Origin of the sequence: Amycolatopsis sp. MJM2582, from assembly GCF_000754115.1 — a bacterium.
Taxonomy (GTDB): domain Bacteria; phylum Actinomycetota; class Actinomycetes; order Mycobacteriales; family Pseudonocardiaceae; genus Amycolatopsis; species Amycolatopsis japonica.
The window spans coordinates 1,605,770-1,624,678 of record NZ_JPLW01000001.1 but is presented as its reverse complement, the minus strand read 5'-3'; the positions used below and the strand labels follow the sequence as shown (position 1 = coordinate 1,624,678).

At 68.4% G+C, this 18,909-nt stretch carries 22 protein-coding genes; 14 read left to right on the top strand and 8 right to left on the bottom strand.

The window, feature by feature from the left end; genetic code table 11:
• Positions 1 to 206: 206 nt before the first annotated feature.
• Both ED92_RS07975 and ED92_RS07970 read left to right on the top strand, forming a co-directional pair.
• On the top strand, positions 207 to 770 hold the full coding sequence (locus ED92_RS07975) for a hypothetical protein (RefSeq protein WP_007032564.1): 564 nt from the start codon (positions 207 to 209) through the stop codon (positions 768 to 770).
• A complete protein-coding gene (locus ED92_RS07970) occupies positions 767 to 1,714 on the top strand; it encodes an asparaginase (RefSeq protein ID WP_037334747.1) in 948 nt (315 codons plus the stop codon). Before ED92_RS07975 ends, ED92_RS07970 begins: the two co-directional genes overlap by 4 nt.
• Here ED92_RS07970 and ED92_RS07965 read toward each other — a convergent pair.
• Positions 1,711 to 2,610: a hypothetical protein gene (locus ED92_RS07965; RefSeq protein WP_037334744.1), complete on the bottom strand. Its 900-nt coding sequence runs from the start codon at positions 2,608 to 2,610 to the stop codon at positions 1,711 to 1,713. The two genes, ED92_RS07970 and ED92_RS07965, sit on opposite strands and share 4 nt — an antisense overlap.
• Before the next feature lie 207 nt (positions 2,611 to 2,817).
• Between ED92_RS07965 and ED92_RS07960 the strand changes: the two genes are divergently transcribed.
• The 5 genes from ED92_RS07960 (at position 2,818) to ED92_RS07940 (ending at position 6,762) form a co-directional block, all read left to right on the top strand.
• On the top strand, positions 2,818 to 3,003 hold the full coding sequence (locus tag ED92_RS07960) for a DUF3073 domain-containing protein (protein WP_016338022.1): 186 nt from the start codon (positions 2,818 to 2,820) through the stop codon (positions 3,001 to 3,003).
• Positions 3,004 to 3,091: 88 nt separating this feature from the next.
• Positions 3,092 to 3,952: a 3-hydroxybutyryl-CoA dehydrogenase gene (locus ED92_RS07955; RefSeq protein ID WP_081975721.1), complete on the top strand. Its 861-nt coding sequence runs from the start codon at positions 3,092 to 3,094 to the stop codon at positions 3,950 to 3,952.
• A 98-nt stretch (positions 3,953 to 4,050) separates the two neighbouring features.
• Positions 4,051 to 4,950 carry a Gfo/Idh/MocA family protein gene (locus tag ED92_RS07950; RefSeq protein ID WP_037334738.1) on the top strand — a complete coding sequence of 300 codons (900 nt, stop codon included), beginning with the start codon at positions 4,051 to 4,053 and terminating at the stop codon, positions 4,948 to 4,950.
• Positions 4,951 to 5,172: 222 nt separating this feature from the next.
• On the top strand, positions 5,173 to 5,826 hold the full coding sequence (locus ED92_RS07945; RefSeq protein ID WP_037334735.1) for a VanZ family protein: 654 nt from the start codon (positions 5,173 to 5,175) through the stop codon (positions 5,824 to 5,826).
• A gap of 177 nt (positions 5,827 to 6,003) precedes the next feature.
• Positions 6,004 to 6,762: a GNAT family N-acetyltransferase gene (locus ED92_RS07940; protein ID WP_081975720.1), complete on the top strand. Its 759-nt coding sequence runs from the start codon at positions 6,004 to 6,006 to the stop codon at positions 6,760 to 6,762.
• Here ED92_RS07940 and arfB read toward each other — a convergent pair.
• From arfB to ED92_RS07910, 6 genes are all read right to left on the bottom strand, one after another.
• Positions 6,751 to 7,182 (bottom strand): alternative ribosome rescue aminoacyl-tRNA hydrolase ArfB, encoded by a 432-nt coding sequence (gene arfB / locus ED92_RS07935; protein ID WP_016338029.1) that lies wholly within the window; start codon positions 7,180 to 7,182, stop codon positions 6,751 to 6,753. The genes ED92_RS07940 and arfB overlap by 12 nt on opposite strands.
• 35 nt (positions 7,183 to 7,217) lie before the next feature.
• Positions 7,218 to 8,288 carry a phosphoribosylformylglycinamidine cyclo-ligase gene (purM, locus tag ED92_RS07930; protein WP_007032555.1) on the bottom strand — a complete coding sequence of 357 codons (1,071 nt, stop codon included), beginning with the start codon at positions 8,286 to 8,288 and terminating at the stop codon, positions 7,218 to 7,220.
• Between the two features lie 30 nt (positions 8,289 to 8,318).
• Positions 8,319 to 9,857 carry an amidophosphoribosyltransferase gene (gene purF / locus ED92_RS07925; RefSeq protein WP_007032554.1) on the bottom strand — a complete coding sequence of 513 codons (1,539 nt, stop codon included), beginning with the start codon at positions 9,855 to 9,857 and terminating at the stop codon, positions 8,319 to 8,321.
• A 204-nt stretch (positions 9,858 to 10,061) separates the two neighbouring features.
• Positions 10,062 to 10,463 carry a hypothetical protein gene (locus ED92_RS07920; RefSeq protein WP_037334730.1) on the bottom strand — a complete coding sequence of 134 codons (402 nt, stop codon included), beginning with the start codon at positions 10,461 to 10,463 and terminating at the stop codon, positions 10,062 to 10,064.
• A complete protein-coding gene (locus ED92_RS07915) occupies positions 10,447 to 10,686 on the bottom strand; it encodes a DUF397 domain-containing protein (protein WP_037334728.1) in 240 nt (79 codons plus the stop codon). Before ED92_RS07915 ends, ED92_RS07920 begins: the two co-directional genes overlap by 17 nt.
• Positions 10,687 to 10,970: 284 nt before the next feature.
• Positions 10,971 to 11,849, bottom strand: a complete 879-nt coding sequence (locus tag ED92_RS07910) for a helix-turn-helix transcriptional regulator (protein ID WP_037334725.1) — start codon at positions 11,847 to 11,849, stop codon at positions 10,971 to 10,973.
• A gap of 202 nt (positions 11,850 to 12,051) precedes the next feature.
• Between ED92_RS07910 and ED92_RS07905 the strand changes: the two genes are divergently transcribed.
• Positions 12,052 to 12,849, top strand: a complete 798-nt coding sequence (locus ED92_RS07905; RefSeq protein WP_037334723.1) for an SAM-dependent methyltransferase — start codon at positions 12,052 to 12,054, stop codon at positions 12,847 to 12,849.
• A 71-nt stretch (positions 12,850 to 12,920) separates the two neighbouring features.
• On the opposite strand, the gene ED92_RS07900 is transcribed toward ED92_RS07905, so the two are convergent.
• Positions 12,921 to 13,301 (bottom strand): sterol carrier family protein, encoded by a 381-nt coding sequence (locus tag ED92_RS07900; protein WP_037334721.1) that lies wholly within the window; start codon positions 13,299 to 13,301, stop codon positions 12,921 to 12,923.
• A gap of 53 nt (positions 13,302 to 13,354) precedes the next feature.
• On the opposite strand from ED92_RS07900, the gene ED92_RS07895 reads away from it, so the two are divergent.
• The 6 genes from ED92_RS07895 (at position 13,355) to ED92_RS07870 (ending at position 18,836) form a co-directional block, all read left to right on the top strand.
• Positions 13,355 to 13,972, top strand: a complete 618-nt coding sequence (locus tag ED92_RS07895) for a type VII secretion system-associated protein (protein ID WP_037334719.1) — start codon at positions 13,355 to 13,357, stop codon at positions 13,970 to 13,972.
• 104 nt (positions 13,973 to 14,076) lie between these two features.
• A complete protein-coding gene (locus ED92_RS07890) occupies positions 14,077 to 14,892 on the top strand; it encodes a lysozyme (RefSeq protein ID WP_037334716.1) in 816 nt (271 codons plus the stop codon).
• 192 nt (positions 14,893 to 15,084) lie between these two features.
• Complete coding sequence (locus tag ED92_RS07885) at positions 15,085 to 15,930, top strand: lysozyme (RefSeq protein ID WP_037334714.1); 846 nt, start codon at positions 15,085 to 15,087, stop codon at positions 15,928 to 15,930.
• A gap of 163 nt (positions 15,931 to 16,093) precedes the next feature.
• Positions 16,094 to 16,891 carry a hypothetical protein gene (locus ED92_RS07880; protein WP_037334711.1) on the top strand — a complete coding sequence of 266 codons (798 nt, stop codon included), beginning with the start codon at positions 16,094 to 16,096 and terminating at the stop codon, positions 16,889 to 16,891.
• On the top strand, positions 16,888 to 17,997 hold the full coding sequence (locus tag ED92_RS07875) for a pentapeptide repeat-containing protein (RefSeq protein ID WP_037334709.1): 1,110 nt from the start codon (positions 16,888 to 16,890) through the stop codon (positions 17,995 to 17,997). The genes ED92_RS07880 and ED92_RS07875 overlap by 4 nt, the downstream gene beginning before the upstream one ends.
• Positions 17,994 to 18,836 carry a hypothetical protein gene (locus tag ED92_RS07870; protein ID WP_037334706.1) on the top strand — a complete coding sequence of 281 codons (843 nt, stop codon included), beginning with the start codon at positions 17,994 to 17,996 and terminating at the stop codon, positions 18,834 to 18,836. The genes ED92_RS07875 and ED92_RS07870 overlap by 4 nt, the downstream gene beginning before the upstream one ends.
• The last annotated feature ends 73 nt before the right edge of the window (positions 18,837 to 18,909 follow it).

Below are 18,909 nucleotides of genomic sequence, written 5' to 3'. Positions count from 1 at the left end.
CACCTGTGGACAACTCCGCCGACCAGCACTTTTCCCCGCCCACCCCCGGTAGACTGGACCAGGGGCCGCCCCCGGGACGGGTGGGGGGCGGGCTCTGGAAGGGACCGAAAGAGCAGCCGTCCGGCGGAGGGGCTCGGAAGGGGCGGAGATCCTTGTGGTATCGCTCCCTGCGGAACATTTCCGCTGGAGCGCGATAAGCTACGCGCGTGATCGAAGTCCGGCCCGGTGGTCGCCGTCGTATCGACCGCGTGCTCGGCCCTGGGTATCTCAGCGACCTCGGCGAGCTGACGCTTTCCGTGCTGCGCGAGCGCCGTGACGAGGCCGCGCAGGAGGAGACCGACCTGTCGTACCTGCGGCGCCTTCTCCACGCGCGCATCGACATCGTGCGGGCCGAGCAAGAGCGCCGGAGTTCCGGCGGCGAGAGCAGCGTCGTCGAGCGGCTGGCCGCGATCCTGGCGGACAACGCGATCGGCCCGGCCACGGGTTCGGGGAGACATCAGCGGCTGGAGCCGTCTCGCGCGGGCGAGCACCGGCGGTTCGCCGAGGCCCTCATCGGCGACACGGACCTTTCCGACGTCAGCACGCTCTCGGACGAGAAGCTGGTCAACGCCCTCAACCGGTACGCCGACGAAGAGGTCTCCGTCTCTTCGTACCGCCGTGAGGTGCAAAGCGTGATGGACACGATCAACGCCGAGATCGCGACCCGCTACCGCAAGGGCACGGCATCGGTCGACGACCTGCTCGACACCGAACGCGGCGGGTCCGAGTGACGAATCCGGTCCTGGTCGAGGTCGTCCGATCCGGTTTCGTGGAGAGCGTGCACCGCGGCGCGCTCGTGATCACCGCCCCGGACGGTTCGGTGCGGTTCTCCGCGGGCGACATCGAGCGGCCGGTCTACCCGCGCTCGTCCAACAAACCTCTGCAGGCCGTCGGCATGCTCCGCGCCGGCCTCACCATCGGCGACGAAGAACTCGCGCTGGGCTGCGGCTCGCACAACGGCGAACCCGGCCACGTCGAGGGCGCCCTGAAGATGCTGTCCCGCGCGGGGCTCACCGAGGACGCGCTGGCCTGCCCGCCCGCCTTCCCACTGCACGAGCCGAGCATGCTGGCCGTCGCCTCCGCCGGGAAACGCCGGGCCGCGATGAACTGCTCCGGCAAGCACGCCGCGATGCTCACGACCTGCGCGCAAGTCGGCTGGCCGACCGACGACTACGCGGCCGAGATTCACCCGCTGCAGAAGATCATCCAGGCCACGGTCGCCGATCTCACCAGCGAAACGATCGAAACGGTCGGCGTCGACGGCTGCGGCGCTCCGCTGTTCGCGTTCTCCCTCACCGGCCTCGCCCGCTCCTTCGGCAGGCTCGTCACCGCCATGGGCGGGCCGGAACGCCGGGTCGCGGACGCGGTCCGCGCGCATCCGTGGCAGGTCGCGGGCACCGGCCGCGAGGACACCGTGCTGATGCGGACCATCGACGGCCTGCTTTCGAAGGGCGGCGCCGAGGGAGTGCACGCGTTCGCGCTCCCGGACGGCACGGCGCTGGCACTGAAGATCGACGACGGCGCGCCCCGCGCCCGGCTCCCGCTGCTGCTCGCGACCCTGCGTCACCTCGGCATCGACCCGGGTGACGAAGCAGTGGACCTCGCGCGCGACGCGGTGCTCGGCGGCGGGAAACCGGTCGGCGAGCTGAAGGTCGCCGCCGGTCTCTTCGGCTAGTTCGCGCGTTCCCGCGCGGCCAGGTCGCCCCAGAAGTCGCGCAGGTCGGCGAACAGTTCCGCCAGCTCGTCGACGTTGCCGGTGCGGAGCGCGTCGAGGATGTCGTGCACCTCTTCGGCGGTCGTGTCGGCCTGCAGGATCGAGTCGGCGAAGAGCTGCACGAGACCGCCGTAGTCGAGTTCGACCGCGGAGCCGGGGTGGAAGCTGTCGAGCCAGCGTCGCGTCTCCAGCAGCACCCGGCCGGGCCCCGAGTCGCCGAAGGTCGCTTCGAGCAGGTCCCCGACCTCGCGGGCGCGGTACCGCGCGTCGGCGATGGAGACCCGCCACGACACCTCGCGCTCCGGATCGTCGCGCCCCTTGCCGAGTTTGACCCGGCGCATCCCCGGGTCGAACAGGACGAACCACGGGAGCGGAACGGTCCACGTCGTCGAGAGCGTGTGCGAGGCCGAAGCGGACAAGTCGCCGATCGCGGACTTCGCCCGTGAGCGGATCATGTCCAGCGACGCGCCGCCCGCGTCGAGCACCGCGTTCTTCAACGCCGGATGCGCGTCGCCGAGGAAGGTCACCAACGCCGCGGCCGAGCGCGCGCGGATCTCCATCGGGCAGATCAGCGGTCCAGGACCGGCGTCGCCGTGCTCACCCTCCGGCACGTCTTCGGGGTCGAGCACGAGGACGTCGGTGACGAGACTGGGGGCGGCCCTGCCGTCCGCGAGTTCGGCGGGCAGCAACCGCCCGACATGCTGTGACTTGAGCCACAGTGCCTGCTCGCGCTCGCCCGCGGCCGAACGATCGAGCCGGGCCGCTTCGACGGCCTCGAGCAGGCGTTCGTCCGGTGGATCCCCCAGCGCGAGCAGGGGCTCATAGACGCGGAGATAAGCCGCGAACGGACGGGGCACACGAGCATCGTGGCACGCCGACCTGCGACTATCGCCACCGACCGGCCGGTAACCGGCGTTCCGTGAACACTGTCGCCACCGGCACACCGTGCCACGTCGCATCCAACCCCCCGGACACGGTACGGTGTCAGCAGGAAAGAATTGTCGAGACGATGCGGGGCCGCCGATTCCCCCGGCCGCCCCGCCCCTGTGCGAGGGGGTCGAGCCATGGGGCGCGGCCGGGCTAAGGCCAAGCAGACGAAGGTGGCGCGCGAGCTCAAGTACAGCTCGCACGAAACCGACTTCGATGCTTTGCAGCGCGAGCTGTCCAGTAGTTCCTCGGAAGACAGGCACGAGGACGACAAGCGGTACGACGAAGACCCGTACGACGGGTACGACGAATACCGCCGCTGAGCAACGCGTGACACGCGAGGGTGGATCCGGGCTTGTCCCGGTGACCGCCCTCGCGTGTCGCGTGCTGCCCAAAATATGAGGAGGTGCCATGTCTGACGTAGCGCGAGTAGGTGTCGTCGGGGCCGGGCTCATGGGCTCGGGCATCGCCGAGGTGCACGCACGGGCCGGGCTGGACGTGATCGTCACCGAGGTGAACCAGTCGGCGCTGGACTCCGGGCGGGCGCGGATCGAGAAGTCGCTGCAACGCGGCGTCAAGAACGGGAAGCTCTCGCAGGAAGACGCCGACGCCGCGCTCGGACGACTCCGCTTCACCACCGAGATCGGCGAGTTCGCCGACCGCGACCTCGTCATCGAGGCCATCCTGGAACAGGAGCAGGCCAAGGTCGAGGTGTTCCGGTCGCTGGACAAGATCGTCGAGCGCGAGGACGCCGTGTTCGCGTCCAACACCTCCTCGATCCCGATCATGAAGCTCGGGATGGCCACCGGCCGCCCGCAGCAGGTGGTCGGCATCCACTTCTTCAACCCGGTCCCGGTGCTGCCGCTCGTCGAGCTGGTGCCCTCGCTGCTGACCAGCGACGACACCGCCCGCCGTGCCGAGGAGCACGCGACGACGGCGTTGAGCAAGACCGTGATCCGGTCGCAGGACCGCGCCGGGTTCATCGTGAACTCGCTGCTCGTGCCGTACCTGCTTTCCGCGATCCGGATGATCGAGTCGGGCTTCGCGTCCGCGGAGGACATCGACCGCGGCATGGAGCTCGGCACCGCGCACCCGATGGGCCCGCTGCGGCTGTCGGACCTGATCGGCCTGGACACCATCAAGGCCATCGCGGACTCGATGTACGCCGAGTTCAAGGAGCCGCTGTACTCCTCGCCGCCGCTGCTGCTGCGCATGGTCGACGCCGGCCTGCTCGGCAAGAAGACCGGCCGCGGCTTCTACAGCTACTCCTGACCCACGCTTTCCCCACGCGTTTAGTCCTCTGAATGCGGTTCTTGCACGCGCAACTACCGCATTCAGAGGACTGAACGCGGGGTCCTAGACTCGGGGGTGTGGGACAGGGACAGCTGCGCGCGGGTCTGGTCGGTGCCGGTCCGTGGGCGAAGACGGTGCACGCGCCAGGTCTCGCCGATCACCCCGGGATGACGTTGCGCGCGGTCTGGGCCAGGCGTCCCGAAGCCGCGAAGGAGCTGGCCGAGGCGCATGGCGCCCAGGCCGTCGGCAGCTTCGACGAACTGCTCGACCAGGTGGACGCGGTCGCGTTCGCCGTGCCGCCCGCCGTTCAGGCGGAACTGGCGGTCCGGGCGGCCGAAGCGGGCAAACATCTGATCCTGGAGAAGCCGATCGCCGCGGATCTCGACGGCGCCCGGCGCCTCGCGGACGCGGTCGAGGCCGCCGGTGTCGCGGCTCTCGTGGTCCTGATCCTGCGGTTCTCACCGATGACCCGCGAGTGGCTCGACGGCATCAAGGAGGCCGGCGGCTGGCGGGGCGGCGGGGCTCGATGGCTTTCGGGCGCGCTGCTCGGCGGTCAGTACCAGTCCTCGGCGTGGCGGCACGACTCCGGCGCGCTCGCCGACATCGGCCCGCACGCCTTCGATCTGCTCGACGCGGCACTCGGCGAGATCACCGACGTGCTCGCGGCGAACCGGACCGATGACGATCTGTGGCAGGTGCTGTTAGCCCACGAGGGTGGTGCGACGAGTACGGCAACCCTGTCGCTGCGGCTGCCGATCCAGCCGACGGTCGTCGAAGTCGCCGTCTACGGCGAGCACGGTTACCGCACGCTCGGCCGCAAGCCGGGCTCGGCGGGCGAGTCGTACACCGCGCTCCTGGACGATTTCGCGGCGATGGCCGCGAGCGGGACGACCTCGCACCCATGTGACGTACGTCGCGGGCTGCACCTCCAAAAGCTGCTCGAACGCGCGCGGGAGCTCGCCGGACACGGCAAGTAGTACACAGGTCACCCACAAGGCTTTTCCTTGCGGGATAACACCTTCTTCCGGATGGTTCGCGGCCGTCCACAGGTTTGTCCACAGGTTCCTTTGTGGACGGTTCCGAGCATGGGAAAACCTTTTCCGCCACCGGAAAAGATCACCTCTTAGTGCGTCCGCTCCGCCATGCCGAGTCGATCTTGTGATGCGAAGGTGATCTTGGGCGCTCCGGAAAGGAAGGCCATGGGTGAGCTGCTCCGCGCTTTCGGTGTGATGATCCCGTTGACGATCACCGCGATTCCGTACGCACTGCTCGGGTGGCCGCTGCTCGCGGCGCATCGGCGGCGGCGAAGACGGGCCGACCTCTTCTCCGCGTCGGCGACGGCCGCCGTCGACATGACGCTCGTGCTGACCTGCTTCCTGGTGTTGTGCCTGGTCACGATGCCGGTGACCGGTGCGCAGGGCAGCAGACTGAACCTCGAACCCGGCACCGACCTCCGCCTCGCCCTGAACGACAGCGCCAATCTCTGGCAGGCGCTGGGCAACGTCGTCATGCTGAGCCCGCTCGGCGCCCTGCTCCCCCTCCGGTTCCGCCGCCTGCGCTCACTGGGCCGGATCGCACTGGGCGCGCTGGCCGTCTCGGTGCTGGTGGAGGGCACTCAATACCTGATCCAGGCGGGCCGGGTGACCTCGGCCGACGACATCCTGCTGAACACCTTGGGCGCCGTCGCGGGCGCCGCGGTGAGCAAACGACTGTGGCATCGCCTGGACGTCCGGCCGCCCGTGGCGATCCCGGCGCAGGTCCGGCGGGTGTGCGAGGCGCCGGTCCGGCTCCGGGTCCCGAGATCGGTGTGGGACGAGCGGTATTCGGGCATCGCGCATCCGCAGCGGAGGTAAAGGAGTTGACCGTCGTGCGAGAGTGATCGCGAAAGCCCTACGCAGCAAGAAAGAGGGATGCCTCATGCCTGACGCCTTCGGTGGCGTCGGCACGAGCTAGCCGGCGCACCCGCCAGCCCACCACGCACGCGGATCCTCCCGTGCGTCTCCTTCTTCTGCCCGAAAGGCTTTCCACCAGTGCTTTCCGAGACGATTCGTGCTCTGCAGTCCTACATCCGCCTCACCGCGGCGAAATTCCGCGAAACCGAGCGGATCGGGCCGTTCCTGGCCACCTACTACCTCGAATCCAGCAGCCCCTTCCTCAACTACGCGATCCCCGACGACGGCGCCGTCCCCGCCGAGGACGACGTCGCCGCGCTCACCGAGGCGTTCCGCAAGCGCGGGCTCGCGCCGCGTCTGGAGTTCCTCACCGAGGCCGTTCCGGCCGCCGAAGCCGTGCTCGTCCGGTGCGGTTACACGCTGGAGCGGCGGGTTCCGCTGATGATCTGCACCCCGGGGCAGGTCGTCGAACAGCCGAAACCGGCGGGGATCAGCCTGGTCACCCCGAAGACCGAGGGCGAACTCCGGCAGATGATCCGCGCGCAGAACCTGGCGTTCGGCGAGACCGATCCCGACGAACACCTCGACCCGTCGCCGGATCAGCTGAGCGGCGAGACCATCTCGGTGATGGCGGTCGACGAGAACGGCGAGGTCGTCGGCGGCGGGGTCGCGACCGCGATCCTCGACGGCGCGACGGAGATCGCCGGGATCGGGGTGCTCGAGGAGTACCGGAGCCGCGGGATCGCCGCGGCGATGACGGAGTACCTGACGCGTGAAGCACACGCGCGCGGCGGCCGGTCGGTGTTCCTGACGCCGGGCGCCGGGCAGGCGGAACGCGTCTACGGCCGGGTCGGGTTCAAGACCGCCGCCGAGTGCGTGCACCTGTCAGTCGTCTGAGTAGCCGCCGCGGCGTGACTTCTTGACCTCGCCGCGGCGCTTCTTCGACGCCAGGCGGCGTTCCTTCGAACCCCGTGAGGGTTTGGTGGGACGCCGCTTGGCGGCCGGGGGCGCCGACGCGTCCGTCAGGAGCATCACCAGCCGTGCCCGCGCGGCTTCCCGGTTCATCAGCTGGGAGCGGTGTTCGGACGCGGCGATCGTGACGACGCCGTCGACCAGGCGCGACGAAAGCCGGTCCAGCATCCGGGCCCGGAGATGCTCCGGGACGGACGCCGAACCGGCTACGTCGAAGGACAGTTCGACCCGCGAGTCCGTGGTGTTCACGCCCTGCCCACCCGGGCCCGAGGACCGGGAGAACCGTTCGCTCAATTCGGCACCCGGGATCACGAACCGGGTACCGATCACCACGTCATCAGCCACGGACCCAGTGTGTCACCCGGGCCCAAGCCGTTAAATCAGAAGCGCGGGTGGTCACCCGACAGCACGGCGCGCGGGCCGTCCGGGTCTTCCGCGGGCTGGACGTCGCCGAGGATCCACGCCGGCACGTGCCGCGCGGTCAGCATCGCGAGCGCGCGGTCGACGTCGTCGGGGCCGACGATCGCGACCATGCCGACGCCCATGTTGAACGTCTTCTCCAGTTCGGCGCGCTCGACCTTGCCGCGGTGGCCGATCAGCGCGAACACCGGCGCCGGGGTCCAGGTGCCGCGTTCGAGCCGCGCGACCAGGCCGCGCGGCATGACGCGGGCGAGGTTCTGCTCCAGGCCACCGCCGGTGACGTGCGCGAACGTGCGGACGTCGGCCTCGGCGGCCAGCGCGAGGCAGTCCTTCGCGTAGATCCTGGTCGGCTCCAGCATCTCCTCGCCCAGCGAGCGGCCGAACTCCTCGACGTGCCCGTCGAGCGGCATGCGCGCGATGTCCAGCAGCACGTGCCTGGCCAGCGAGTAGCCGTTGGAGTGCAGGCCGGACGAGCCGAGCGCGAGGACGACGTCGCCGGGGCGGACCCGCTCCGGGCCGAGCACGTTCGACGCCTCGACGACACCGATGCCGGTGCCCGAGAGGTCGTAGTCGTGCTCGCCCATCAGGCCGGGGTGCTCCGCGGTCTCGCCGCCGAGCAGCGCGCAACCCGCCTGGACACAGCCCTCGGCGATGCCGCCGACCAGCGCCGCGATCTTCTCCGGCACGACCTTGCCGACGGCGATGTAATCCTGCATGAACAGTGGCTCGGCGCCGGTGACGACCAGGTCGTCGACGACCATCGCGACCAGGTCGATGCCGACCGTGTCGTGCTTGTCGAGCGCCTGGGCGACGGCGATCTTGGTGCCGACCCCGTCGGTCGACGAGGCCAGCACCGGCTCTTTCCACTTGTCCAGCTTCAGGGAGAACAGCCCGGCGAAACCGCCGACGCCGCCCATCACCTCGGGCCTCGTGGCCCTCTCGGCGTGCGGTTTGAGCAGCTCGACGGCTTTGTCACCGGCGTCGATGCTGACGCCGGCGGCGGCGTACGTGGCGCTCGTGGACTCGCTCACGGAAGCGGACTCCAACTCTGGAAGAGAGGTCTAGGGACGCCGGATGGCGTCCTCAGCACCGTACCCGGCAGGGCTGACGGGCTTCGCCGCGCCATTCACCGAGTCCAGGCTCTCCAGCAGGTGCTTCCCGATCAGCGCGTCTTCGGGCAGCGCGATCGGGTACTCGCCGGAGAAGCACGCGGTGCACAACCGCGACTTCGGCTGCTCCGACGCCGCGACCAGCCCGTCCAGGGAGATGTAGCCCAAGGTGTCGGCGCCGATGGAGCGGCGGATGCCGTCGAGGTCGACGCCGTTGGCCACCAGTTCGGCCCGCGACGCGAAGTCGATGCCGTAGAAACACGGCCAGCGCACGGGCGGCGAGGCGATCCGGACGTGCACCTCGAGCGCACCCGCCTCCCGCAGCATGCGGACCAGGGCGCGCTGGGTGTTGCCGCGGACGATGGAGTCGTCGACCACCACGAGCCGTTTGCCGCGGATGACGTCGCGCAGCGGGTTCAGCTTCAGCCGGATGCCCAGCTGCCGGATGGTCTGCGACGGCTGGATGAAGGTGCGGCCGACGTAGGCGTTCTTCACCAGGCCGGTGCCGTAGGGGATGCCGGAACCCTGCGCGTAGCCGATGGCGGCCGGGGTGCCGGATTCGGGCACCGGCATCACCAGGTCGGCGTCGGCCGGATGCTCGGCGGCGAGTTTGCGGCCGATCTCGACGCGGGTGGCGTGCACGCTGCGGCCGGCGATCGAGGTGTCGGGGCGAGCGAGGTACACGTACTCGAAGACGCAGCCCTTGGGCTCGGGGTTCGCGAACCGCGAGGAGCGCAGGCCCTCGGCGTCGATCGCGATGAGCTCACCGGGCTCGACCTCGCGGACGAACGACGCGCCGCAGATGTCGAGCGCGGCCGTCTCGCTCGCGACCACCCAGCCGCGTTCGAGCCTGCCGAGCACCAGCGGGTGTACGCCGTGCGGGTCGCGCGCGGCGTACAGGGTGGACTCGTCGGCGAAGACCAGGCAGAACGCGCCCTTGAGGGTGGGCAGCAGTTCCAGCGCGGCGGCTTCGATGCCCTTGTCGGCGGCATTGGCCGCGAGGAGCCCGCACACCAGGTCGGAGTCGCTGGACGAACCGGTCAGCCCCGCGTGCGGCTTGAGCCCGGCCTCGACCGTGCGATCCCGCAGTTCCGCGGTGTTGACCAGGTTCCCGTTGTGCGCGAAGGACAATCCGCTGCCGGTCGCGGTGGTGCGGAAGATCGGCTGCGCGTTCTCCCAGATGGTCGCGCCGGTGGTCGAGTAGCGGCAGTGGCCGACGGCGATATGTCCCTGCAGCGACTGCAGGACCTGCTCGTCGAACACCTGGCTGACCAGGCCGAGATCCTTGAAGACGACGATCTGCGAACCGTCGGAGACCGAGATTCCGGCCGCTTCCTGGCCGCGGTGCTGAAGTGCGTAGAGCCCGTAGTAGGTCAGCTTCGCGACCTCTTCTCCGGGCGCCCAGACACCGAAGACACCGCATTCCTCGCGGGGTTCCGGATCGGGCTGGTCGGTCACGGGCTGTCCGGCGAGGGACGGGTCGGAAACCACCGAGGTGCTCCCAGGGAGAAAGAGGGCAGGCCGCCACCAGTGTAAACGGTGAGCAGGAGATCAACGCGCCGCACGAGGTGGCGCTGGACACGCTTCGACTGATGACCGTGAGTGACGAGCGGGTGTCAAGACCCGTCACTCACGACCCCCGACCAGCCGACCGCTCCCCCTCGACAGAGGCGGTCGACTGTGCTTAGGAGCTGACTAGCCCGCGGCGAGCCATTTGGACGTGCCGCCGCGGCCGGGGACCCAGCAGCCCTTGGCCGCGGTCTCCGGAACGTAGAGCGAGCCGGGTGTGCGCTCGTCCGGGAGCGCGAGCAGTGCCGTCAGCACCGTCGCGGCGTCTCCGGTGTACCGCCACAGCCAGACCTCGGGTTCGAGGATGTCCTCCTCGGTGCCCGGCATGCGGGTCGCGACGACGTCGTCCTCGGCGTTGAGCCGGACCACGTCGACCACGTTGTCGTGGACTCGCACGCCGACCACGGCCATGACCTCGCCGTTCGCGTCGCACGGGTGCACGAACTGGTACCCGCGGTGGATCAGTTCCTGCAGGCCGCTTTCGATGTCGGTGATTTCCGCGGTGATGGTGTCACCCGAGGACGTCATCGAATTCGCCGTCCTTGGCACCCGCGAGGAACGCGGCCATCTCGGCCTGGGTGTAGACCAGTGCGGGACCGGTCGGGAAGCGCGAGTTGCGCATCGCGATCTCGCCGGACGCGAGCGGTGCCACCTCCACGCAGTTGCCGATCGCGTTGCTGTAGCTCGCTTTGCGCCATTGCGCGCCGATAAGACGATCGGCCGGGATGCCGTTGTCGAACTGTTCAGCCATGGTCCCCACCTTCCCCGACAGAAGACTTCGGGCGATGCATCTGCATGTGCATTTGCCTGTGATCCCAAAGTTAGCACGTGTGACTGCAGCGGTAAATGCACGTGCAGAAGTTTTTGCAGAATTCGCGTGCAGTGATGACTTAAGTCCTCAGCCGTCCCACCAAAGGGTGACGCGCACTGTCCCCAACGGGTGAACAGCTACGACTGGTTGCCGGAATTTCGGGTGACCGCAAGAAAACCCCGGCCGTCCCCGGAACGGCGGTCAGCCCCACAACGGTGATCGACTCAGATTTCGGCGCGGCGCTTCATCAGCATCTGGCGGCTGCGGTCCGGCGTCTCCGCGTCGACGGCGAGCATGTCCAGCGCGCGGCTGTACCGCTCGATCTCGTCGCGCTTGTCGATGTAGTGCGCGCCGGTCAGGTACTCGGTGTACGCGATGTTCGGCAATTCCTCTTCGGCGAACCTGAGCAGCGAGAACGCGCTGTCCGCGGAGTAACCGCTCCGGTCGAACGGGAGGATCTGCACCGAGATGTTCGGCTGCTGGATCATCTCCAGCAGGTGGTCGATCTGCGCCTTCAGCACCTCGCGGTCGCCGCTCGGCCGGTGCAGCACCGACTCGTCGAGCACCAGCCACAACCGCGGCGCGTCCGGCCTCGACAGCATCTTCTGGCGCCGCATCCGCAGCGCGACGCGGCGGTCGATCTGCTCGTTGACCATGTCCTTGCGGCCGTGGCTCATGATCGCCCGCGCGTAGTCCTCGGTCTGCAGCAGACCCGTGACGTACAGCGGCTCCCACACCTGGATCCGCGCCGCGGCCTCTTCGAGCCCGACGAGGTCGTTGAACCAGCTCGGCATCAGGTCGCCGTAGCGGCGCCACCAACCCGGCTCGTTCGACTCCTTGACCATGTCGAGGAACTGCTGCCGCTCACCGGGATCGGTCATCCCGTACATGGTCAGCAGGTCGGCGACGTCGCGTTCCTTGAAGCCGACGCGGCCGAGCTCGAGACGGCTGATCTTCGACTCCGAGCCGCGGATGCTGTAGCCGGCCTCTTGGCGCGTGATGCCCGCGTCCTCGCGCATCCGGCGGAGCTGAGAGCCGAGGATCATCCGTCGCGCGGTGGGACCCAGGGACTGCTCACCGCCAGGCGGGGTGACCGCGTTCATCGACCGGGGACCTTTCGCGCGACGACACTCACAGGAGAACAAGCCGATTACTGAAAGTACACGTTTGGGCCTCGACACGACAGGGATGGCTCGGTTTACCGGTCGCGTACGTGGTTCTACTCTACGTAGAGCCCGAGACTTCCGACACAGTTTTGTGAGGTTCAAGATGCCCGACGCCCCGACCCGGACGGAACGAGTGCCCGTGGGTGTCGACCCGACCCGGGCCAGCATCGCCCGGGTGTACGACGCCTTCCTGCTCGGCAAGGACAACTACGAGATCGACCGGGAGGTGCTGCGCAAGGTCCAGCAGGCCGCCCCGGAGGCGCAGGACCTGGCGACCGAGAACCGCGGCTTCCTGATCCGCGCCTGCCGGTTCCTCGCCAGCCAGACGGGCATCACGCAGTTCCTGGACCTCGGATCCGGCCTGCCGACGGCGGAGAACACGCACCAGGTCGTGCAGCGGATCAACCCCGAGATCAAGGTCGTCTACGTCGACAACGACCCGGTCGTGCTCGCCCACGGGCGGGCGCTGCTCGAGGAGAACGAGAACACGCACTTCGTCTCGGACGACATCTTCGAGCCGGAGCGGATCATCGAGAACCCGGACATCCGGCGGCACATCGACTTCACGCAGCCGATCGCGTTGCTGCAGCTCGGGACCCTGCACCACTACAACGGGCCGCACGACCAGCCCGCCAAGATCATGAAGAAGTACATCGACGCGCTGCCGTCGGGCTCCTACGTGGCGATCTCGCACTTCTCCGACCCGGAGGACGAGCTGTCCGAGACCGCCCGCAAGATGGAGGACTTCTTCATCCACAGCCCGATGGGCTCGGGCACCTTCCGCACGAAGGCCGAGATCGAGGAGCTGTTCCACGACCTCGAGATGGTCGAGCCCGGCGTCAAGCTGTGCGTGGACTGGTGGCCGGACGGCCCGCGGATCAAGGAGCTGAACGCGGCCCAGCGGACCATCTCGGGCGGTATCGGCCGTAAGGCTTAGCCCTCGCGCATGTCAGGAAAGGGTCGTTCAGGACGAAAAACGTCAGGAACGACCCTTTCCTGACATCCGGTCTAGAGGCGGACCAAGGGCAGCCAGCGGGCCAGATCGGCCCTGCTCCCGGAGGCGGTGACCCGCCCCGATTCGACGGCTTCGGCCCAGCCGAGCAGCCCGGTCGCCAGTTCCAGCCAGGTACGCGGATCCGTTTCGACGACGTTCGGCGGGGTCCCGCGGGTATGGCGCAATCCTTCGACACACTGCACAGCCGCGAACGGCGGCACCCGCACTTCGACACTCTTCCCCGGGGCGTCCCCGGCCAGCGTCCGCAGGCTCAGCCGCACCGCGGCGGCCAGCTCGGGACGGGCCGGTTCCGGACCGGATCCGCTCAACCAGGGGGAAATCGCCGCGATCGCGGCTCGTAACTCAGCGGGGTCGACCGTACGCGAAGAGGCCATGGGAGAACAGTAGAGTGAGCGCGAACAAACCTTCAGGCACCCGGAACGTGGGGATGGCGATGGCGCAGCGGGACGAGGCGGATCGGTTGGCGTCGAGCCCGGCGGGCAAGAAGAAGCCGAAGATCACCGAAGAGATGCGCGCCAACGCCAAGGCCAACCCGAACAGCTGGCTGTACGTCATCGACGAGGCCTTCGATCCCGACGGCCCGGTGCCGTCCTGGGCGGTCGTCGGCGCGTACCCGGTGAACGGCGGCGGCGAGATCGTCGAGGACTTCCACCCCAACGATCGCTACCGTCCCTCGCCCAAGGCGCTCGGCTTCCCGGAGCCGCGCAACGAGCTCGAGCAGCTCCTCCAGCTGGTGCGCACGAACCACCGCCCGGCCGCCGACCTGCCGCGCGTCATCCTCGATTCGACGCTGTTCGTCTACGCCCTTTCCCCGGTGCAGCGCACGGTGATCGGCTTCCACAACACCGACGGCAAGGTGCTCGTGCCCGCGTACACGGCCAAATCGCTGGTCCCGCGCGAATGGCCGCACGCCCGCGCGGTGCTGGGCCGGGACATGGTCCCGCTGCTCGCCGGGCACCCGGTGACGATCAACCCCCACGACCGGCTCACCGCGATCGTCCCCTCGGAGCACCTCGACAAAGCCCTTTCAGACGAGCGTCGTTAGGGCCCGATTAACCCACTCGGCCCAATTTTTTCGGCCCGAAAGCAACACTTTCGGGTGATGTTCGAGTCGCTGATTCCCTTTTCCCGAGGGATCGTGGCGACGTGATGAGTCGCAGAGTGTGTTCGAAAGGCTGGGGGGCCGTCCTCGCGGCGGGGGTTCTGCTGCTCGCGCAGACCCCCGCCGTCGCACGGGAAAGCGGGCCCAGGTACGACGGGGCCGAGGAGCATTACGCCGGTTCCCAGATCGCGCTGCACGAAGGCGTCAACGTGTCGGTGGGGCCGCTGTACGGCGGCGAGGCGCAGACGCTCGGCCACGACGTCAGCGGCCATCAGGGCGACGTCGACTGGCCCGGCGCCGCGAGGACCGGCGCGAAGTTCGTCTATGTGAAGGCCACCGAGGGCACCGGCTTCGTCAATCCCCGGTTTCCCCAGCAGTACAACGGTTCCTACGGCGTCGGCCTGATCCGCGGCGCCTACCACTTCGCGCGCCCCGACATCTCGGACGGCGCGGCACAGGCGCACTACTTCGTCGACCACGGCGGCGGCTGGTCCGGCGACGGCAAGACCCTGCCGGGCGCGCTCGACGTCGAATACAACCCGTACGGCGAAACCTGTTACGGCAAGACGCCGGCGCAGATGGTCGCGTGGATGGCGTCGTTCGCCGAGACCTATCTGTGGCGGACCGGGCGGCATCCGGCGATCTACACGTCGACGAGCTGGTGGAAACGCTGCACCGGCAACAGCAACGTGTTCTGGCAGAACCCGCTGTGGATCGCGCGCTACAACACGGAGATCGGCGAGCTGCCCGCGAGCTGGAAACACCAGACCATCTGGCAGTTCTCGAACAAGGGCAGTCTCCCCGGCGATCAGAACTGGTTCAACGGCACGATCGACCGAGTGCGCGCGTTGTCGCTCGGCTGAACATCCACCCGAGTGGGCGTTACAAGATCACATAACTCGCCCTACTTGGAAATGAAAATCACCCACGCGTAGTACCAATTTCACGGAAGTTAGTGACAAACCCGGCACCCGTCGTCAACAATCGTGCCCGGACGGCTACCACCTGCAAGGTCGCCGTCCTCAGCGAGGGTTATCCGTGAAGGGATTGTCGTGATGCGCACTTCCCGAAGAATCGCCATCGCCGTCGGCTCCGCGCTGCTCCTGCTCGGCAGCACGGTCCAGGCGTCGGCCGCCCCGTCCCCCGAGATCATGTCGATCGAACAGGATCTCCAGCGGAACGACCACACGATCGGATCGCAGATCCGGCGCGTGGAAGGCGACACCTCCACCCCCGAGTCGAAGGCCAAGGCCGCCCAGCCGCAGCCCGAGGTCGGCGTGCTCGCGACGGTCGCGGGAATGGACGTGGCCAGCTACCAGGGCAACGTCGACTGGAACTACTGGTGGAACCAGGGCAAGCGCTTCGTGTGGACCAAGGCCACCGAAGGCACCAGCTACAAGAACCCGTACTTCGCCCAGCAGTACAACGGTTCCTACAACAAGGGCTTCATCCGCGGCGCGTACCACTTCGCCCTGCCGAACGTCTCGAGCGGCGCGGCGCAGGCCGACTTCTTCATCAACAACGGCGGTGGCTGGTCGAAGGACGGCAAGACGCTGCCGGGCGCGCTGGACATGGAGTACAACCCGTACGGCGCGACCTGCTACGGCCTGAGCCAGTCCGCCATGGGCTCGTGGATCCGGGCGTTCCACGACCGGTACAAGGCGCGCACCGGCCGCTGGCCCGTCATCTACACCTCGACGAGCTGGTGGAGCACCTGCGTCGGCACGTCGCAGAACTTCGGTGGCACGGTCCCGCTGTGGATCGCGCGCTACGCGTCCACCGTGGGCACGCTGCCCTACGGCTGGGGCTTCTACACCGTGTGGCAGTACACCTCCAGCCCGCTCGACCAGAACACCTTCAACGGCGCTTACGACCGCTTGCAGGCACTGGCCAACGGCTGAGCTGCGCATTCCGTGAAGAACGGCTCCCGGCCTCGGCCGGGAGCCGTTTTCGCGCGCGGGGTATTTTCCCTGGGAAATCCCTGGCACGGGCGGATCCGGAACCAGCGCTGACCGCCGGTCGTCTGATCTGAAGCCTCAGGCCCCAGTACGGAAGGCGAGACCGATGACCTACCCACCCCAGCCAGGCCAGCCCTATGGCCAGGACCCGCAGGGACAGCAGCCGCAGCAGGGTGGCTGGGACCCGAACCAGCAGTACGGTCAGCCTCAGCAGTACGGCCAGCAGCAGGGCTGGGAGCAGACCCAGCAGTACCAGCAGCAGCCGCAGCAGGGCTGGGACCAGACGCAGCAATATCAGCAGCAGCCGCAGCAGGGCTGGGACCCGAATCAGCAGGGTTACCAGCAGGGCTTCGGTGGCCCGCCCGCGCCGCCGCAGAAGAGCAAGACCGGACTGATCATCGGGATCGTGATCGGCGTGGTCGTGCTGGTGGCGTTCGGTGTCACCGGGTTCGTCGCGCCGGGCTTCCTGCTGAGCAAGGACGAGCCGGTGGCCGCGCCGCCCTCGTCGTCCGAGCCCGCGCCGACCTCCGCGCCGCAGAGCAGCAGCCCGAAGTCGAGCACGACCAGGACCCCGCGGAGCACCGAAAGCGGCGGCACCAGCTCCGGCGATCCTGCGGGCGTCAAGGTCATCCAGGACTTCCTCGCCAAGATCTCGTCGGGCGACCGGCAAGGGGCGATCGCCCTGGCCTGCGAGAACCGTCGTTCGAGCATGGGCTCCGTGCTCGACGTCTTCCTTCCGCCGGGCTCCACGGCGGAGGTCAAGCGGACGCAGGGGACGACCAACCTCGTCATGGCCGAGATCACCGGCACGGTCGAAGGTGAAGACGCCAAGGGAACGATGTTCGCGCAGAGCCAGTCCGGCTCCTGGTGCGTCTCTTCGCTTCTGGTCTCCAAGGCCCGATGAAGCGGTTCCTCCGCTCCCCGTTGCTGTGGACGTTCGTCCTCTCGTTCGTCCTGTTGCTCGCGGTCGGCGGCTGGTTGCTGACGGATCCGGCGACCAGCCGCAGTGAGGCGTTGAAGACCGGCGGTGTCGCCGGCGCCGCCATCGTCGCGCTGTACGCGTTGTGGCTCAACGACCGGCGACGCCGGGTGGAGGAACGACGGCAGGAGGTCGAACGGCAGCGGCAGGAGCTGGAGCTGCGGCGGGCCGACCAGGACCGGGACCGGATCTCGGACGAACGGTTCGCGAAGGCCGTCGAGCTCCTCGGGCACGATGCCGACCAGGTGCGGGTGGGGGCCCTGCACGCGCTGGCGGGGCTCGCCCGCGGTCGCGAGCTCTACCGGCAGACCGTGCTGGACATCCTGTGCTCGTACCTGCGGCGGCCGTTCGAGCATCCGCGTTATGAAGGAGAAGCGAAACGCCAAGGGAACAAGCTTCCCGCACCCGGTAAACCCGAGCAGGAACAGGAACTCCAGGTGCGGCAGACCGCCCAGCGGCTCATCGGGGACCTGCTCCCGGCCGCGGATGCCGAGGACGCCCCCGGTTACGACCTCGACCTGACCGGGGCGGTGCTGGAGTACTTCGACCTGTCCGAACGGAAGGTCGGCAAGCTGCTGCTCCGCTATGCCGGTCTGTACAGCAGCACCAACCTGTCCGGCTGCGTGTTCCTCGGGCCGGTCTACCTGACCGGCGCCGGGACGGAGACCGGCAAGCGGATCGGCTACTTCCGGTGCAACGAAGCCAAGTTCGAGCAGCGGGCGTGGTTCAGCGGGGTGCGGTTCAGCGAGGACGCCGAGTTCCGCGGCACGAGGTTCTCGGGTGAAACGTCCTTTAAGGACAGTGTCTTCGCGAAGAACGCCGTCTTCACCGACGCCGAATTCGAGGGGACGCTGGATCTGCGCCGTGCGCGGTTCGAAGGGTTCGGGGACCTGAAGTTCCGCAAGGCACCGGGCTCCGTGTCGCTGTACAACACGTCGGTGGACCCGGCGAGGGATCACGAACTCCCGGCGGACTGGTCCGTCGAAACGCTGCCGGACGGCCGTGCCCGGCTCACGATGAAGGACGTATGAGACGCCTGCTCAAGTCCCCGTTGCTGTGGACGTTGCTGTCGTCGGTCGTGGTGCTCGTGGGGGTCACCGCCTGGCTGCTCACGGATCGCGCGACCAGCCGCGGCGACGCGCTCAAGACCGGCGCGCTGGCGGGCGGGGCGATCGCCGCGCTCTACGGGCTGTGGCTCAACGACCGGCGACGGCGGACCGAAGAGGACCGGCACGAGATCGAGCGCAGCCGGATCTCCGACGAGCGGTTCGCCAAATCGATCGAACTGCTGGGGAACGAGGCCGATCAGGTCCGGGTCGGCGCGATGCATTCACTCGCGGGGCTGGCCAGGACCCGGCCGGAGTACCGGCAGACGGTGCTCGACGTGTTGTGCGCCTACCTGCGGCGGCCGTTCGAACATCCCAAGTTCCCGAGCAAGACGAAGTGGAACAAGGAAACCGAGGCGGCCGCGGAACGCGAACGGCTGGTCCGGCGCGCGGCCGAGCGGCTGATCCGCGACATCCTTCCCCACGCCGGCACCACCGGGCCGACGCTGGGGCTCAACCTCAGCGACGCCCGGCTCGACAAACTCGAACTGCTCGGCAGGCGGGTCGGCTGGTTCGGGGCGGATCGGTGCGAGGTGGCGAGCTACGTGGATCTCACCGACGCCCAGATCTCCGGGAAGTTCTCGCTCAAGGACGTGACCATCCACGGGACGTTCGACCTCACGAGGACGCGGTTCGAACGCAAGGTGTCGCTGGACCATCTCGTCGTGGAGAAACCCGTCGACTTCGGCGTGGCCACCTTCGTGGAGCCGCCGTCGCTTGAGGGCGCGAAGTTCGCGGCCGGTTCGACGCTTCCCGGCTCGTGAGTCTTGCCCTTCCCAAGTGCGTGAAGGCCCCCTTCCCTCGGCTGAGCCGAGGGAAGGGGGCCTTCACGCACGA

Coding starts and splice junctions, on each gene's coding strand:
- ED92_RS07895 (WP_037334719.1), top strand. CDS start 13,355: ATGGCGATGGCGCAGCGGGACGAGGCGGATCGGTTGGCGTCGAGCCCG.
- ED92_RS07920 (WP_037334730.1), bottom strand. CDS start 10,463: ATGACGTCCTCGGGTGACACCATCACCGCGGAAATCACCGACATCGAA.
- ED92_RS07915 (WP_037334728.1), bottom strand. CDS start 10,686: ATGGCTGAACAGTTCGACAACGGCATCCCGGCCGATCGTCTTATCGGC.
- ED92_RS07945 (WP_037334735.1), top strand. CDS start 5,173: ATGGGTGAGCTGCTCCGCGCTTTCGGTGTGATGATCCCGTTGACGATC.
- ED92_RS07955 (WP_081975721.1), top strand. CDS start 3,092: ATGTCTGACGTAGCGCGAGTAGGTGTCGTCGGGGCCGGGCTCATGGGC.
- ED92_RS07885 (WP_037334714.1), top strand. CDS start 15,085: ATGCGCACTTCCCGAAGAATCGCCATCGCCGTCGGCTCCGCGCTGCTC.
- ED92_RS07870 (WP_037334706.1), top strand. CDS start 17,994: ATGAGACGCCTGCTCAAGTCCCCGTTGCTGTGGACGTTGCTGTCGTCG.
- ED92_RS07875 (WP_037334709.1), top strand. CDS start 16,888: ATGAAGCGGTTCCTCCGCTCCCCGTTGCTGTGGACGTTCGTCCTCTCG.
- ED92_RS07960 (WP_016338022.1), top strand. CDS start 2,818: ATGGGGCGCGGCCGGGCTAAGGCCAAGCAGACGAAGGTGGCGCGCGAG.
- ED92_RS07880 (WP_037334711.1), top strand. CDS start 16,094: ATGACCTACCCACCCCAGCCAGGCCAGCCCTATGGCCAGGACCCGCAG.
- ED92_RS07890 (WP_037334716.1), top strand. CDS start 14,077: ATGAGTCGCAGAGTGTGTTCGAAAGGCTGGGGGGCCGTCCTCGCGGCG.
- ED92_RS07900 (WP_037334721.1), bottom strand. CDS start 13,301: ATGGCCTCTTCGCGTACGGTCGACCCCGCTGAGTTACGAGCCGCGATC.
- ED92_RS07910 (WP_037334725.1), bottom strand. CDS start 11,849: ATGAACGCGGTCACCCCGCCTGGCGGTGAGCAGTCCCTGGGTCCCACC.